The sequence below is a fragment of the Micromonospora psammae genome (assembly GCF_036902725.1).
Taxonomy (GTDB): domain Bacteria; phylum Actinomycetota; class Actinomycetes; order Mycobacteriales; family Micromonosporaceae; genus Micromonospora.
On record NZ_JBAKHM010000001.1, the window covers coordinates 591,524 to 605,459 of the forward strand.

At 74.2% G+C, this 13,936-nt stretch carries 13 protein-coding genes; 9 read left to right on the plus strand and 4 right to left on the minus strand.

Annotated features, from left to right (window positions below):
- Positions 1–381: 381 nt before the first annotated feature.
- Both dapB and V6U79_RS02770 read left to right on the plus strand, forming a co-directional pair.
- Entirely contained in the window at positions 382–1,155 is a 774-nt protein-coding gene (gene dapB / locus V6U79_RS02765) for a 4-hydroxy-tetrahydrodipicolinate reductase (RefSeq protein WP_334523157.1), read from the plus strand.
- A 78-nt stretch (positions 1,156–1,233) separates the two neighbouring features.
- Positions 1,234–1,710, plus strand: coding sequence for a GNAT family N-acetyltransferase (locus V6U79_RS02770; RefSeq protein ID WP_334613336.1), 477 nt, complete (start codon positions 1,234–1,236; stop codon positions 1,708–1,710).
- A 47-nt stretch (positions 1,711–1,757) separates the two neighbouring features.
- Here the strand turns inward: V6U79_RS02770 and V6U79_RS02775 are convergent, their stop codons facing one another.
- Entirely contained in the window at positions 1,758–3,857 is a 2,100-nt protein-coding gene (locus V6U79_RS02775) for an amylo-alpha-1,6-glucosidase (RefSeq protein WP_334613338.1), read from the minus strand.
- Positions 3,858–4,002: 145 nt separating this feature from the next.
- On the opposite strand from V6U79_RS02775, the gene V6U79_RS02780 reads away from it, so the two are divergent.
- The 4 genes from V6U79_RS02780 (at position 4,003) to V6U79_RS02795 (ending at position 8,372) form a co-directional block, all read left to right on the plus strand.
- On the plus strand, positions 4,003–4,995 hold the full coding sequence (locus V6U79_RS02780; RefSeq protein ID WP_334613340.1) for a LacI family DNA-binding transcriptional regulator: 993 nt from the start codon (positions 4,003–4,005) through the stop codon (positions 4,993–4,995).
- Between the two features lie 30 nt (positions 4,996–5,025).
- A complete protein-coding gene (locus tag V6U79_RS02785) occupies positions 5,026–6,273 on the plus strand; it encodes a sugar ABC transporter substrate-binding protein (RefSeq protein WP_334523165.1) in 1,248 nt (415 codons plus the stop codon).
- An 81-nt stretch (positions 6,274–6,354) separates the two neighbouring features.
- On the plus strand, positions 6,355–7,482 hold the full coding sequence (locus V6U79_RS02790; protein WP_334523168.1) for a carbohydrate ABC transporter permease: 1,128 nt from the start codon (positions 6,355–6,357) through the stop codon (positions 7,480–7,482).
- Entirely contained in the window at positions 7,479–8,372 is an 894-nt protein-coding gene (locus V6U79_RS02795) for a carbohydrate ABC transporter permease (RefSeq protein WP_334523171.1), read from the plus strand. The genes V6U79_RS02790 and V6U79_RS02795 overlap by 4 nt, the downstream gene beginning before the upstream one ends.
- Before the next feature lie 67 nt (positions 8,373–8,439).
- On the opposite strand, the gene V6U79_RS02800 is transcribed toward V6U79_RS02795, so the two are convergent.
- Both V6U79_RS02800 and V6U79_RS02805 read right to left on the minus strand, forming a co-directional pair.
- A complete protein-coding gene (locus V6U79_RS02800) occupies positions 8,440–9,441 on the minus strand; it encodes a sigma-70 family RNA polymerase sigma factor (RefSeq protein WP_334613341.1) in 1,002 nt (333 codons plus the stop codon).
- A gap of 90 nt (positions 9,442–9,531) precedes the next feature.
- Positions 9,532–10,113 carry a GNAT family N-acetyltransferase gene (locus V6U79_RS02805; protein ID WP_334613342.1) on the minus strand — a complete coding sequence of 194 codons (582 nt, stop codon included), beginning with the start codon at positions 10,111–10,113 and terminating at the stop codon, positions 9,532–9,534.
- A gap of 36 nt (positions 10,114–10,149) precedes the next feature.
- Between V6U79_RS02805 and V6U79_RS02810 the strand changes: the two genes are divergently transcribed.
- Positions 10,150–11,460 (plus strand): glycosyltransferase 87 family protein, encoded by a 1,311-nt coding sequence (locus V6U79_RS02810; RefSeq protein WP_334613344.1) that lies wholly within the window; start codon positions 10,150–10,152, stop codon positions 11,458–11,460.
- On the opposite strand, the gene V6U79_RS02815 is transcribed toward V6U79_RS02810, so the two are convergent.
- Positions 11,359–11,910 (minus strand): GNAT family N-acetyltransferase, encoded by a 552-nt coding sequence (locus V6U79_RS02815; RefSeq protein WP_334523183.1) that lies wholly within the window; start codon positions 11,908–11,910, stop codon positions 11,359–11,361. The two genes, V6U79_RS02810 and V6U79_RS02815, sit on opposite strands and share 102 nt — an antisense overlap.
- Positions 11,911–12,032: 122 nt before the next feature.
- Here V6U79_RS02815 and V6U79_RS02820 point away from each other — a divergent pair, with 122 nt between their 5' ends.
- Both V6U79_RS02820 and V6U79_RS02825 read left to right on the plus strand, forming a co-directional pair.
- Positions 12,033–13,262, plus strand: a complete 1,230-nt coding sequence (locus V6U79_RS02820; RefSeq protein ID WP_334613346.1) for a winged helix-turn-helix domain-containing protein — start codon at positions 12,033–12,035, stop codon at positions 13,260–13,262.
- 4 nt (positions 13,263–13,266) lie between these two features.
- Positions 13,267–13,917, plus strand: a complete 651-nt coding sequence (locus V6U79_RS02825; RefSeq protein ID WP_334613347.1) for a DUF2752 domain-containing protein — start codon at positions 13,267–13,269, stop codon at positions 13,915–13,917.
- Positions 13,918–13,936 lie beyond the last annotated feature (19 nt).

The window sequence follows — 13,936 nt, forward strand, 5'->3', positions numbered from 1 at the left end:
GTCGCGGTGTCCGTGCGGCCGGAAGGCGCGACATGCCGCATCTCGGGCTCGCCCGTCGGTCCCGGTGGGACGGCTCCGGGACAAGTCTTGTCGGACGGGTGGGGCTGGACGGGTGCGGGCCCGGTTTGCGGCGTGTCGCGGTGTTCGCTGGGTCGTAAGGCGCGACACGCCGCATCGGAGTGGATCACGGCAGTGCCCTGGGGGCGGGTGGTTGTATCTCCGCGGTGCCGGGGGAGGCAGGACGATTGGATCTTGCCGGGGGAGCGTTTGGAGTGGATCACCGGCGGCCGGGGGAGGCGGTCGGGGCGGAGCACGGGCGCCCCGTGGGACGTGGGTGGTCCCGGCGGGTGACCGCGTCCTGATTGGGATAGGTTGTGCCCCGTGACTGACGAGCAGGAGAAGGGCCCGGACGAGCCGATCCGGGTCGGCGTGCTGGGTGCCCGTGGCCGGATGGGCGTCGAGGTGTGCAAGGCGGTGGACGCCGCCTCCGACATGGACCTGGTGGCCATGATCGACCAGGGCGACTGGCTGTTCAACGCCTCCGACGCCGGCGCCGAGGTGGTCGTCGACTTCACCACCCCGGACGTCGTCATGGACAACCTGCACTGGTGCATCGACCAGGGCATCAGCGCGGTGGTCGGCACCACCGGCTTCACCGAGCAGCGCATCGAGCGGGTGCGCGGCTGGCTGGAGCGCAAACCCGGCGTCGGCGTGGTGATCGCCCCCAACTTCGGCATCGGCGCGGTGCTGATGATGCAGTTCGCCGCCCGGGCGGCCCGGCACTTCGAGTCCGTCGAGATCATCGAGCAGCATCACCCGCGCAAGCTCGACGCCCCCAGCGGCACGGCCACGTACACCGCGCGGGCGATCGCCCAGGCCCGCGCCGACGCCGGGATGGCGCCCACGCCGGACGCCACCGCCGACGAGGTGCCCGGCGCCCGCGGCGCCGACATCGACGGGGTACGCGTGCACGCCGTCCGCGCCATGGGCCTGGTCGCGCACCAGGAGGTGCTCTTCGGCACCACCGGCGAGACGCTGACCATCCGACACGACTCGTACGACCGGGCCTCCTTCATGCCCGGGGTGCTGCTGGCCGTCCGCGCGGTCCGTACCCGGCCCGGCCTGACCATCGGCCTGGACGCCCTGCTCGACTGAGCCCGCACCGGCCGGCCCCGCCGGGGACCGCGGGAAATGCGGTCGCCGGGCGGGGCGGGCGCCCCTAGGCTCGCCGCCGTGATCGATGCCGCACTGCGGGACCGGGCCGGCCGCCACGTCACGTTGCGCCCGGTCGACGACGGGAACTGGCGGGCCGTCGCCGACGTCGCCCCGCGCGACGACCAGCGCGTGTGGGTGGCCGCGCTGGCCGCCCGCTACCTGCTGCTGAGCATGCGGTCGGACGTCTGGACCTCGCTGGCGGTGTACGCCGACGAGGCGGTGGTCGGCCACGTCATGTGGGGCGTGGACGACGACGGCTCCCGCTGGATCGGCGGGATGGTGATCGACGCGGCCGAGCAGGACCGGGGCGTCGGGCGTGCGGCCGTCCGTACCCTCGCCGAGTGGCTCGGCGGGCAGGACGGCGGCTGCCCGGTCCGCCTGTCGTACCACCCGGCCAACGTCTCCGCCGCCCGCCTCTACACCTCGATCGGCTTCGTTCCGACCGGGGCTCGCGAGGACGACGAGCTGGTCGCCGAGCTGCGCACCGGGTCTTGAGGCCGGCGGCGCGGCCGGTGCCGCCCGCCTCGTGACCGGCGCGAGGATCAGCGGGGGACGAGGGTGGGGGCGCTGCGTGGGGTGGGAACGGGGAGGTCCAGGCGCAGGGTGGCGGGGAGGCCGGTGACGGTGGCCCGGCCGGCCTGGTCGACCTGGACGTCGACGGGGGCGCCGGCGATGCGGAAGCCGTGGACCGTCAGGGCGCCCAGTTCCGGGCCGGCGAGCGGACGCAGCGCCACCCGGCCGTTCGGCACGTCGGGGTGCAGACCCGCGCCGGCCTGGAGCAGCAGCACCGCGGCCGCCGCCGACCAGGCCTGCGGCCGGCACGCCGCCGGGTACGGCACCGGCCGGCCGAGCAGCGTGCGGTCGTCGCCGCCGTAGAGTTCGGGCAGCCGGTGGTCGAACGCCTCGGCCGCCCCGAGCAGCCCCTCCGCCAGACCGAGCGCCGCCTCCCGGAAACCGGCCCGGGCCAGCCCGGCGAGCACGATCGCGGTGTCGTGGGTCCAGATCGACCCGCAGTGGTAGGACAGCGGGCTGAACCCGGCGTCGTCGGTGGACATGGTGCGCAGCCCGAAGCCGCCGGCCAGCGCGTCCCCGGTGAGCAGCCGGGCGACCTGCGCCTCCTCCTCGCCGGAGAGCAGGCCGGTGCCGAGCAGGTGGCCGATGTTGCTGGTCAGCGCGTCGACCGGACGCTTCTCCCGGTCCAGGGCGAGCGCGGGACGGGGGCCCGCCGGGCCGCCGTCGACCCAGAAGGTGGCGCGGAACCGGGCGGCGAGCCGTTCGGCGTACCCGCGCCAGCGGTCGGCGCCCGGGCGGTCGAACGCGTCGAGCAGGTCGGCGCCGTTGACGGCCGCCTGGTGCGCGTACCCCTGCACCTCGGCCAGCGCGATCGGCGGCGCGGCGAGCCGGCCGTCGCGGAACCGGACGGCGTCCCCGGAGTCCTTCCAGCCCTGGTTGGCCAGGCCGTGGCCGGTGGTGTCGACGTACTCGACCAGCCCGTCGCCGTCGGCGTCGGCGTGCTCGCCGAGCCAGCCCAGCGCCGCCTCGAGGTGCGGCAGCAGGGGTTCCACCTCATCGGCGGTCAGACCCCAGCGCCAGGCGTCGTGCAGCAGCGCCACCCAGAGCATGGTGGCGTCGACCGTGCCGTAGTAGGCCGGCGGCAGTCGCAGCCCCTGGTCGCCCAGGGCGAACTCGTGCCGGCGCAGCTCGTGCAGGATCTTGCCCGGCGCCTCGCCGGTGGTCGGGTCGATCCGGGTGCCCTGCCGGCGGGCGAGGACCCGCAGCGTCCCGGCGGCCAGCTCGGTGCCGAGCGGCAGCATCATCCGGGCCGCCCAGAGGCTGTCCCGGCCGAAGAGGGTGAGGAACCAGGGCACCCCGGCGCCGAGGAAGACGTCCCCGGGGGCGGCGGGCTCGGTCAGCCGTAGCCCCCGCAGGTCGTCCAGGGAGCGGTCGAGCAGCCGGACCAGTCGCCGGTCGTCGGCGCGGACCTCGGGCCGGGACCAGCTCGGCTCGGCTCGCGGCGCAGCCACCACGGCGCGCGGGTCGTCGACCCGCAACCCCCAGCGCAGCGTCACGGCGCCGCCGGGGGCGAGGTCGACCGGCCAGGAGAGCCGGGGCGTGCGGCCGGGGTGCGCCCGGGCGTCCTCGCCGGTGACGGTCACCGTGATGCCGTCGGCCGACCAGCTCAGCTCGCCGGGCTGGTCCGCCTTCGCCTCGATGGGCGTCGCCGTCGCGCCGGACTTCACCACCTCGATCGGGGCCAGGTCGCAGCCGAGGTCGACGCTGACCGTGGCCCGCACCGGTGTCGTGGCGGTGGAGACGACCCGTACCTCCTCGTCGAGCCCGTGCGGGCCGGCCCGGCGGACCCGCTCGACCCGGACGGTCGGGTCGGGGCCGGGGTCGCCCAGCCAGCGGGCGAGGCCGACGAAGCGGGCGCCGTGCGGACCGTCCGGGCCGTACGTCAGCGCCTCCGGCTCCCGCTCGTCGACCCGCAGCTCGGCCCGGGAGAGCACCCGGGCGTCGGCGTGGAAGACGCCCTGGACGCCGGCCGGGCGGATCTGCCCGGCCCGGTCACCCAACGCGCTGGTGGGGGCGTGGACCACCCCGACCAGGTCGTGCAGCAGGGGTTGCAGGTGGCGTTCGGTCACGGCTTCGACTCCAGATCCTGTGGGGTGCGGACGACGTCTTGACAAGTCGCCCGGGGCGGTGCAAAGTGCGAAACATTCCAGCAACTTGAACGATCTAATACTGCCGCATCGGAATTGGATCGTTCAAGACGGCGAGAGGGATCAAGTGCCCGAAAAGGTGACCATCGCGACGGTGGCCCAGCACGCCCAGGTGAGCCGGCAGACCGTGTCCAACGTGCTCAACGCCCCGCACATCGTGCGTGAGGAGACCCGCCGGCGCGTCCAGGAAGCCATCGCCGCCCTCGGCTACCGGGCCAACCAGGCCGCCCGCCAGATGCGCACCGGCCGCTCCAAGCTGATCGCCGTACGGATCGAGCCGACCCGGGACGGGATCAACGGCTCGGTGCTCGACCGCTTCCTGCACGGTCTCACCGAGACCGCCGAGGCGGCCGGCTACCGCACCATGCTCTACACCGCCGCCGACACCGCCCGGGAGATCGCCACCTACGACGACCTGCTCGGCTCCTACGACCTGGACGGCTTCGTGCTCACCGGCACCGACCACGGCGACCCGCGTACCGCCTGGCTCGCCGGTCGGGGCGTGCCCTTCGTGACCTTCGGCCGGCCCTGGGACGACCTCGACGCGCACTGCTGGGTCGACGTGGACGGCGCCGCCGGGACGGCCGAGGCCACCCGGCACCTGCTCGCCGCCGGTCACCGCCGGATCGCCTTCATCGGCTGGCCCGCCGGCTCCGGCGTCGGCGACGACCGGTGCTCCGGCTGGCGGGAGACCCTGCGCGCGGCCGGCGTCGACCCGACCGGGCTGCACCGCGAAGCGACGGACGGCATCGCCGAGGGCGAACGGCACGCCCGCGACCTGCTCGCCGCCGCCCCGGCCCCGACCGCCCTGGTCTGCGCCAGCGACTCCCTGGCCCTGGGCGCCCTCCAGGCCGTCCGCGAGGTCGAGCCGGCCGTGCCGGTGATCGGCTTCGACGACACCCCGGTCGCCGCCGCGGTCGGCCTGACCAGCATCAGCCAACCCCTCGGCGAGGCCGCCGCGCGCTGCGTCGACCTGCTCACCGCCGTGCTCGACGGCACCCGGGGAGCCCCCGCCCCCGTGCTGCTCCAGCCCGCACTGGTGCGGCGCCAGACCGCCTGATCCCCCGCATCCCCCACCCAGGAGAGAAAGATGACACGATCCCTGCGCCGTTCCGCGCTGGCCGGCGTCGCCGCGCTGGCGCTGCTCGGCACCGCCGCCTGCGGCAGTGGTTTCGACGACGACGAGAACTCCGGCGCCGCGCAGTCCAGCGGGCCGGCCAACCTGCAGATCCTGATCGGCTCCTCCGGCGACGCCGAGACGAAGGCCGTGCAGGACGCCGCCGCCAGGTGGGCGACCGGCTCGGGCAACCAGGCGACCGTCACCCCGGCCCAGGACCTCACCCAGCAGCTCGGGCAGTCCCTCGCCGGCGGCACCCCGCCCGACGTCTTCTACGTCGACGCCGCCCGGTTCGCCGACTACGCCAGCGTCGGCGCCCTCGAGCCGTACGGCGACAAGATCAGCAACTCCGGCGACTTCTACGAGAGCCTGCGCACCACCTTCACCTACGACGGCAAGCTCTACTGCGCGCCCAAGGACTTCTCCACCCTCGCCCTCCAGATCAACACCGAGCTGTGGACGAAGGCCGGCCTGACCGACGCGGACATACCCACCACCTGGGACCAGCTCACCGCCGCCGCCAAGAAGATCAAGGCGAGCGGGCAGGTGCCGCTGGCCCTGGGCGACACCCGGGACCGGATCGGCGCGTTCATGGTGCAGAACGGTGGCTGGCTGCTGAGCAAGGACGGCAAGCAGCCGACCGCGGACACCCCGGAGAACCTCGCCGCGCTCACGTACGTGAAGTCGCTGCTCACCGAGGGGCTGGCCCGCTACCCGAAGCAGCTCGACGCCGGCTGGTCCGGTGAGGCGTTCGGCAAGGGCAAGGCGGTGATGACGATCGAGGGCAACTGGATCAAGGGCGCCCTGCAGAACGACTTCCCGAACGTGAAGTACAAGGTCGTCCCGCTGCCCGCCGGGCCGAAGGGCCAGGGCACCCTCTCCTTCACCCAGTGCTGGGGCATCGCCGCGAAGAGCAGGTACAAGGAGCAGGCGATCAAGTTCGTCGAGGCGATGACCGCCGGCGAGCAGCAGCTCACCTTCGCCAAGGCGTTCGGCGTCATGCCGTCCCGCCAGTCCGTCCGCGAGCAGTACGTCGCCGCGTTCCCGGCGGACAAGCCGTTCATCGACGGCGCCGAGTACGCCCAGGGCCCGGTGAACGCCCCCAAGATGGACAGCGTCGTCGGTGACCTGGACACCGGCCTGCAGGGGCTGGCCAACGGCAACCCGAAGACCGTCCTGGAGAACTTCGACAAGAACGCCAAGGCGGCGCTCGGCGGCTGAGGTGACGGCAGGGGCCCCTTCCGCGCTCCGGCGTCGACCAGGGGCCCCTGTCTCCACCTCCGACCGAAGGGAGGAGTGGACATGGCAACCGACGCGCTCGCGGCGCCGGCCACCGCTGCCGGTGGACCGCCGCGCCGCCCCGGACGGGGCGTCCGAAGCAACGAGAACGTCGCCGGCTGGCTCTTCGTCGCGCCGGTGCTCGTGATCCTCGGGCTCTTCCTGCTGCTGCCGATCCTGATGGCGCTCTGGGTGAGCCTCACCGACTGGAACGGCCAGGGCAGCCCGTTCACCGGCCGGGTGCCGTTCGTCGGCGCGGACAACTACACCCGGCTCTTCACCGAGGACGGGCTGGCCCGCCGCGACTTCATGACCAGCATCCGCAACAACCTCTACTACGTGGCGATCGTCGTACCGGTGCAGACCGCGCTCGCCCTCGGCCTCGCGCTGGTGGTCAACAACCGGATGCTCAGGGGGAAGGGCTTCTTCCGCAGCGCCTTCTACTTCCCGTCGGTGACCAGCTCGGTGGCGATCAGCGTCGTCTTCCTGTTCCTGTTCGCCAACTCCGGCGCGGTCAACGCGCTGCTCGGCGTCTTCGGCATCTCCGGGCCGCAGTGGTTCGCCGACTCCCGGGGGGTGCTGCACCTGCTGCTCGGCGCGGTCGGGTTGGACACCGCGCCGGCCGCCCTCGCCGACGGCGGGCCGTTCGGGCTGAGCTGGTGGGAGTGGATCTCCGGGCCGAGCGTCGCGATGATCTCGATCATCACGCTGGTGGTCTGGACCACCTCCGGCACCTTCATGCTGATGTTCCTGGCCGCCCTGCAGAACGTCCCGGTGGCCCTGGACGAGGCGGGCATGCTGGACGGCGCGAGCCGTTGGCAGCGGTTCCGGTACGTCACCCTGCCGATGATCAAGCCGACCATGTTCCTGGTGCTCACCCTCGGCCTGATCGGCTCCTGGCAGGTCTTCGACCAGGTGTACGTGATGAGCCAGGGTGAACCCGCCAAGACCACCCTCACCCCGGCCTACCTGTCGTACCGGACCGCGTTCCGGGACTTCGACTACGGCTCCGGCGCGGCGATCTCGTTCGTGCTGTTCCTGATCATCATCGTCTTCACCGTGCTCCAGCGCCGGATGCTCGCCGAGCGGGACACCGACGTGCCGCGGCGCGGCCGGTGGCGTCGGCGCGTACCGGGAGGGTCGTCGTCATGACCGCACTCACCGACCGCCCGCCGGTGGCGGCGGCGCGCGCCCGGCGCGGTGGCCGCGGCCCCCGCACGCTGACCACCCGGATCCTCGGGTACGCCACCCTGATCCTCTTCGGGCTGATCTTCCTCTACCCGTTCGTCATCCAGCTCGGCAACTCGTTGAAGACCGAGCCGGACGCGGCGGCCAACCCGCTCTCGCCGTTCCCGGACCCGGTGACCCTCGCCGGCTTCGAGCGGATCTTCGCCGGAACCAACTTCCCGCTCTGGCTGGGCAACTCGCTGCTGGTGACCGTGCTGGTCACCCTCGGCCGGGTCTTCTTCGACTCGCTCGCCGGCTACGCGCTGGCCCGGCTGCGGTTCAAGGGACGCTCGGGACTCTTCGCCGCGGTCATCGCGGTGATGGCGGTGCCCGGCGTGGTGCTGCTGATCCCGAAGTTCCTGGTGCTCAACCAGCTCGGCATCTACAACAGCTACGCCGGGCTGGTCGTGCCGCTGCTCGCCGACGCGGCCGGCGTCTTCATCATGAAACAGTTCTTCGAGTCGATCCCGGTCAGCGTGGAGGAGGCGGCCCGCATCGACGGCGCCGGCATCTTCCGCACCTACTGGTCGGTGGTGCTGCCGATGGCCCGGCCGGCGCTGATCACCCTGACCATCCTGTCGTTCCAGGGCTCCTGGAACGAGTTCCCGCACAGCCTGGTCGCGGTGCAGGACCCCGACCTGTTCACCCTGCCGCGCGGCCTGGCCGACCTGGTCAGCGGCTCGCTCGGCAAGGGCACGCAGTATCCGCTGAAGCTCGGGGCGGCGCTGCTGGCCACCATCCCGGTCGCCGTGCTGTTCGTGGTCTTCCAGCGCTACTTCGTCCGGGGCGCCAACGAGGGCGCCGACAAGGGCTGACCCGACCGGTGGCGGTTCCCGGCCGACCGGGAACCGTCACCGGCCCCGCCGGCCCGCCGTGACCCGGTCAGGGGTCTAGGCGGGTGGGCAGGCCGAAGCGGGGGAAGAGCCGCGGGTCGAGGAAGTGGGTGAGCCCGCTGATCCGCCCGCCGGAGAACTCCAGCAGCTGGATCGAGAAGGGCCGGTGCCCGCCGGCCGGGTCGGGCCGGTACTGCGCCAGGGCGGGGCCGCCGTTGGCCGCCACCCGGACCAGCCGGGAACCCCGGCAGCCGGCGCCCGGCCCGACCAGCCACCGGCCGATGTCGCCCGCCCCGCACAGCCACATCCGGTACGGCGGCATGCTGTGCACCGCGTCGTCGCGCAGCAGGCCCACCAGGGCGTCGATGTCGTACCGCTCGAAGACCTCGACGTAGCGGTCGAGCAGGTCCCGGTGCTCCCGGTCCAGGGGCGGCCCCGGCGCGGCGGCGGCCCCGGCGGCCATCGTGGCCCGGGCCCGTTGCAGCGCGCTGTTGACCGCCGGCACGCTCGCGTCGAGCAGGCCGGCGACCTCGTCGGCCCGCCAGCGCAGCACGTCCCGCAGGATCAGCACCGCGCGCTGCCGGGGCGGCAGGTGCTGGAGCGCGGCGACGAACGCCAGCCGGACCGACTCGCGGGCCACCGCCAGCTCCGCCGGGTCGCCGACGGTGGCCAGCACCGCCGCGTCCGGGGCGGGCTCCACCCACCGCCCGGCCGGCTCCGGTGCGCCGAGCGCGGCGGCGACCGGTGGGAACGGGAGCCCCAGGTCCGCCGGTAGCGCCCGGCGACCCCGCGCCCGGAGCTGGTCGAGGCAGACGTTGCTGGCGATCCGGTAGAGCCAGGTGCGCAGGCTGGACCGGCCGTCGAAGCGGTCGAGGCCGCGCCAGGCCCGCAGCAGGGTCTCCTGGACGGCGTCCTCGGCGTCGTGCACCGAGCCGAGCATGCGGTAGGCGTAGCCGGTCAGCTCGACCCGGAACCCGTCCAGCTCCGCCGCTGCTCCCGGGTCCGGCGGGGCTGCCTGCGAGCCCTCCTCGCGCGCCGTCGCTGCCGTCATGGGGGTCACCCTAGGCCGACCCTGGGACAGTCGGGCGGATGTCGCGCTGACCTACGCCTCGTCGGCCGGGTCGGGGGCCGGCCGGGAAGCTCAGTCCGCGGCGACCGGCTCGGTGGGCACCGCGACGTGCAGGCGTACCTGCGGGACCAGCATGTCGTCGACGTCCAGGGCCCGGGCCGCGCCGTCCGGCTCCCAGCCGGTGCTGGTGAGGAACTTCCGGGTCGCCTCGTCGCCGTCGAAGGCCCAGGCCACCGCCCGGGCGAAGCCGTCGGAGCGCCACAGGTCCACGGCGGCGGCGAGCAGCCGGCTGCCGTGCCCGCGCCGGCCCCACCGCGGCTCCACCAGCAGGTCGGTCACCGCCACCACGCCCGTGCCGAGGGCCTCGGCCGGCTCGCCCGGAGCGAGCGCCTCGGCGTCCGCCGGACCGGAGGCGGCGAACCCCACCAGATAGGATTGCTCGGCCTGTTCGACGGCGACCAGCACGCGGTGGGCGTCGGAGGGCGGCTCCTGCACCGCCGCGCTCCACCGCCGGGCGAGCCACGCCTCGTCCAGGTTGTCGAGCACGTGCCGGGGCAGGATCCGGCGATAGGCGACCCGCCAGGTCGCGAGCTGGATGCGTGCGATCTCGCCGGCGTCCTCGGGACGCGCCGGGCGGACGTACCCCATGGCCATGGGACGGAAGCCTAGGGCACAGCGAGGGAGGCGACGGTGGCGCAGGGTGCCAGGCGGACGGCGTGGCAGGTCGTGGGGGTGGTCGCGCTCGCCGTCGCGGTGACGGCCTTCCTCTCCGTGGCGGCCGTCCGGCACGGCTTCTTCGACCTCAAGGTCTACTACGGCGCGCTGACCTTCTGGGTGCACGATCACGGCGAGATCTACGACTACCTCAAGCCCGGCACCCAGTACGGCTTCACCTACCCGCCCTTCGCCGCCCTGGTCATGCTCCCCATGGCCTACCTGCCGTGGCCGGCGGCGATCACCGTCAGCGTGGCCGCCAGCGTGGTGGTCAGCGCCGTGCTGATCCGCTGGCTGCTCGACCCGGTGGCCCGCCGGGCCGGCTGGACCCGCTGGTTCACCCTGGCGGTGGCGCTCTGCCTGGCCGCCGCCTTCGAGCCGATGCGCGAGACGGTCAACTTCGGCCAGGTCAACATGCTGCTGCTCTTCCTGGTCGCGGTGGACCTGCTCCGGCTGCTGCCGGCCGGCAGCCGGTGGGCCGGGGTCGGCATCGGGCTGGCCGCCGCGATCAAACTGACCCCGGCCATCTTCGTCGTCTACCTGCTGGTGACCCGGCGCTGGCGGGCCGCGTTCACCTCGATGGCCGCCGCGGTCGGCGCGACGCTGCTCGCCGCCGCGCTCTTCCCCGACGCCTCCCGGGAGTTCTGGACCACCGCGCTGTGGAACACCGGCCGGGTCGGCGAGCTGGCGTTCGTCTCCAACCAGTCGCTGCGCGGCGTGGTGGCCCGGCTCGACCCGGAGGACCCGAGCACGCTGGCCTGGCTGGTGCTGGTCCTGGCCACCGTGGCGCTCTGGGTCCGGCGGTCCCGGGCGGCGGTGGCCGTGGGCGACGAGGCGACCGGGCTGGCGCTGACCGGCGCGGTGATGTGCCTGGTCAGCCCGGTGACCTGGGTGCACCACCTGGTGTGGCTGATCCCCGCGCTGATCCTGCTGGTCGACAACGCCGTCGCCGCGCCCCCCGGGAGCCGGCGGCGCCGCGCCCTGGCGGCCTTCGCCGCGCTGGCGTACGCCCTGCTGATCAGCCGGATCGTCTGGGCGTGGGAGAAGGACTTCACCGGGGTGGACGGCTTCCTCGGCAGCAACACCTACGTCTGGATCAGCCTGGCGCTGCTGGTGCTGCTGCCGATCCGCCCGTGGGCCCGCGCCGCGCCGGCCGGGCCGTCCGGGCCGGTGGAGCCCGCCGGGTCAGCGGTCGAGCCGGCCGGCGTACCGCAGCTCGTCGAGCCGGACCGGGGGACGCCCGCCGGAGAGCGGCACCGGGTAGGTGCACCGCTCACCGTCGGTTGACAGCCCGGCCCGCTCGTAGAAGCGGCGGGCCCGCGCGTTCTCCGCCAGCACCCAGAGCCGGTACTCCCGCCAGCCCCGCTCGGCCAGGCCCGCGCGGGCGGCGGCGAGCAGCGCCGGCGCGGTGCCGTCGCCCCAGTGCGCCGGCTCGACGTACATCGCCACCACCTCGCCGTGCGTCGGGTCCAGGTCGTCCCGGTCCTGGTTGTTCCGGTACGGCCCGAAGGTGGTGAAGCCGACCGTCGCCCCGTCGACCTCGGCGAGCAGGGTGGTGAACGGGTGCTCCGGGTCGGCCGTGCCGACCTCGCGCCGGCGCTGCGCCCAGGCCGCCGGGTTGAGTCGGCGCAGCACCTCGTCCGGCATGATCCCGGCGTAGCCGGCCTGCCAGCCGTGGATGTGCACCCGGGCGATCGCCTCGGCGTCCTCGGGCTCTTCGCGGCGGATGGTGAGCATGTGTCCGTTCTATGCCCCGACCGGCGGCCGGTCCAGCGGCCGCTCCGGGAAGGTACCGATGGATCATGCGCCGGGTCGGCGGGCGGGCCCGGTGTCGTACCGCTGGGCTAGGGTGCCCGACGATGGCCGCACCGGACTCGCTCTCGCTCGCCCAGGCCCGGCGGGTGGCGCTCGCCGCCCAGGGCTTCGCCGATCCCGCGCCCACCAGCGTGCCCACCCGGCGGCACCTGCGCCGGGTGCTGGACCGGGTCGGGTTGATCCAGATGGACTCGGTCAACGTGCTGCGACGGGCGCACTACCTGCCGCTCTACAGCCGGCTCGGGCCCTACCCGACGACCCTGCTGGACGCCGCCGCCTACCGCCGGCCCCGGGAACTCTTCGAATACTGGGGCCACGAGGCGTCGCTGGTGCCGGTGGGGCTGCACGCGGCGCTGCGCTGGCGGATGGCCCGGGCCCGGGAGCACGCCTGGGGCGGCATGCGCCGCATCGTGCGGGAGCAGCCCGAGCTGGTGGCCTGGGTCCGTGACGAGGTGGCCACCCGGGGTCCGCTGACCGCCGCCGAGATCGAGCACGACGCCCCCCGGGAGACCGGCAACTGGGGGTGGAACTGGTCGGCGGTGAAGCAGGCGCTGGAGTTCCTCTTCTGGGCCGGTGAGGTCACCGCCGCCGAACGGACCACGTCCTTCGCCCGCCGCTACGACCTGCCGGAGCGGGTGCTGCCGGCGGCCGTGCTGGACGCCCCCACGCCGACCGACGCCGAGGCGTACCGCACCCTGGTCGCGGTGGCCGCCCGGTCGCTGGGGGTGGCCGCCGAGCCGGAGCTGCGCGACTACTTCCGACTGCCGCTGGCCGGGGCCCGACAGGCGATCGCCGAGCTGGCCGAGGCCGGCGAGCTGCTCCCGGTGGCGGTGCAGGGCTGGCGGCAGCCGGCCTGGCTGCACCACGCCGCCCGGTTGCCCCGCTGGGTCCGGGGCAACACCCTGGTCAGCCCCTTCGACCCGCTGGTCTGGGAGCGGGCCCGCACCGAGCGGCTCTTCGACTTCAGCTACCGGATCGAGATCTACGTGCCGGCGCCGCAACGGGTGCACGGGTACTACGTGCTGCCGTTCCTGCAGGGCGAGCGCTTCACCGCCCGGGTCGACCTCAAGGCCGACCGGAAGGCGGGCGTGCTGCTGGTGCCGGCGGCCTGGGTGGAGCCCGGCGTCGACCCGGGGGAGACCGCCGTGGCGCTCGCCGCGGAGCTGCACCGGCTGGCCGGCTGGCTCGGCCTGGACGCGGTGGCCCCACCCGCCGCCGGGGATCTCGCCGGTCCGCTGGCCGCCGCCCTGAGGGGCGTGGCCGGTGTACCGTGAGCGCGTGACGAGCGTTGACGGGTCCACCGCCCGGCCGGGTCAGCAGGGCGCCGACGGCGAGGCGGCACCGGTCGGGCCCGCCGGGGCCGCGCCGGTTGCCCCGAGCCCCGGCTCCGCGACGGCGCACGTCGTTCCCACGGCGGATCCGGCGCACCCCGCACCGGGCGGCTGGCCGGCCGGGGCGGCGATGGCCTACCAGCCGGTCGAGCCGGACCGGCTGACCCGGTTCGTGCTCCGGGTCCACGAGCGCTCACCGCGCTGGGCGGTGCCGCTGGCCGCGCTCGGCTGCGTCGGCCTCGGCATGGCGTACGCCCTGGTCAACGACCCCACCACCAGCGCACCGGACGCCGCCCCGAGTTGCCTGCTCAAGCTCACCACCGGGCTGGACTGCCCGGGCTGCGGCGGCACCCGCGCGCTCTGGTACGTGCTCCACGCCGACCTGCCCGCCGCCGCCCGGCACCACTTCCTCTTCGTCTTCGCGCTGCCCTTCCTGGCGTACCTCTTCGTCGCCTGGGCGGGGAAGCAGGCGTTCGGCTGGCGCCTGCCGGAGCTGCGGATCAGCTCGCCGATGATCATCGGCTTCCTCGGCGCCTGGCTGGCCTTCTCGGTCGTCCGCAACCTGCCCTGGGCCCCGTTCACCGCCCTCTACGTCTGACCCCCGCAGGCTGCGCACC

What these genes read in the sequence shown, in the direction of transcription:
- V6U79_RS02795 (WP_334523171.1), top strand. Translation starts at nt 7,479, where the DNA reads ATGACCGCACTCACCGACCGCCCGCCGGTGGCGGCGGCGCGCGCCCGG.
- V6U79_RS02800 (WP_334613341.1), bottom strand. Translation starts at nt 9,441, where the DNA reads ATGACGGCAGCGACGGCGCGCGAGGAGGGCTCGCAGGCAGCCCCGCCG.
- V6U79_RS02790 (WP_334523168.1), top strand. Translation starts at nt 6,355, where the DNA reads ATGGCAACCGACGCGCTCGCGGCGCCGGCCACCGCTGCCGGTGGACCG.
- V6U79_RS02805 (WP_334613342.1), bottom strand. Translation starts at nt 10,113, where the DNA reads ATGGCCATGGGGTACGTCCGCCCGGCGCGTCCCGAGGACGCCGGCGAG.
- V6U79_RS02820 (WP_334613346.1), top strand. Translation starts at nt 12,033, where the DNA reads ATGGCCGCACCGGACTCGCTCTCGCTCGCCCAGGCCCGGCGGGTGGCG.
- V6U79_RS02785 (WP_334523165.1), top strand. Translation starts at nt 5,026, where the DNA reads ATGACACGATCCCTGCGCCGTTCCGCGCTGGCCGGCGTCGCCGCGCTG.
- V6U79_RS02815 (WP_334523183.1), bottom strand. Translation starts at nt 11,910, where the DNA reads ATGCTCACCATCCGCCGCGAAGAGCCCGAGGACGCCGAGGCGATCGCC.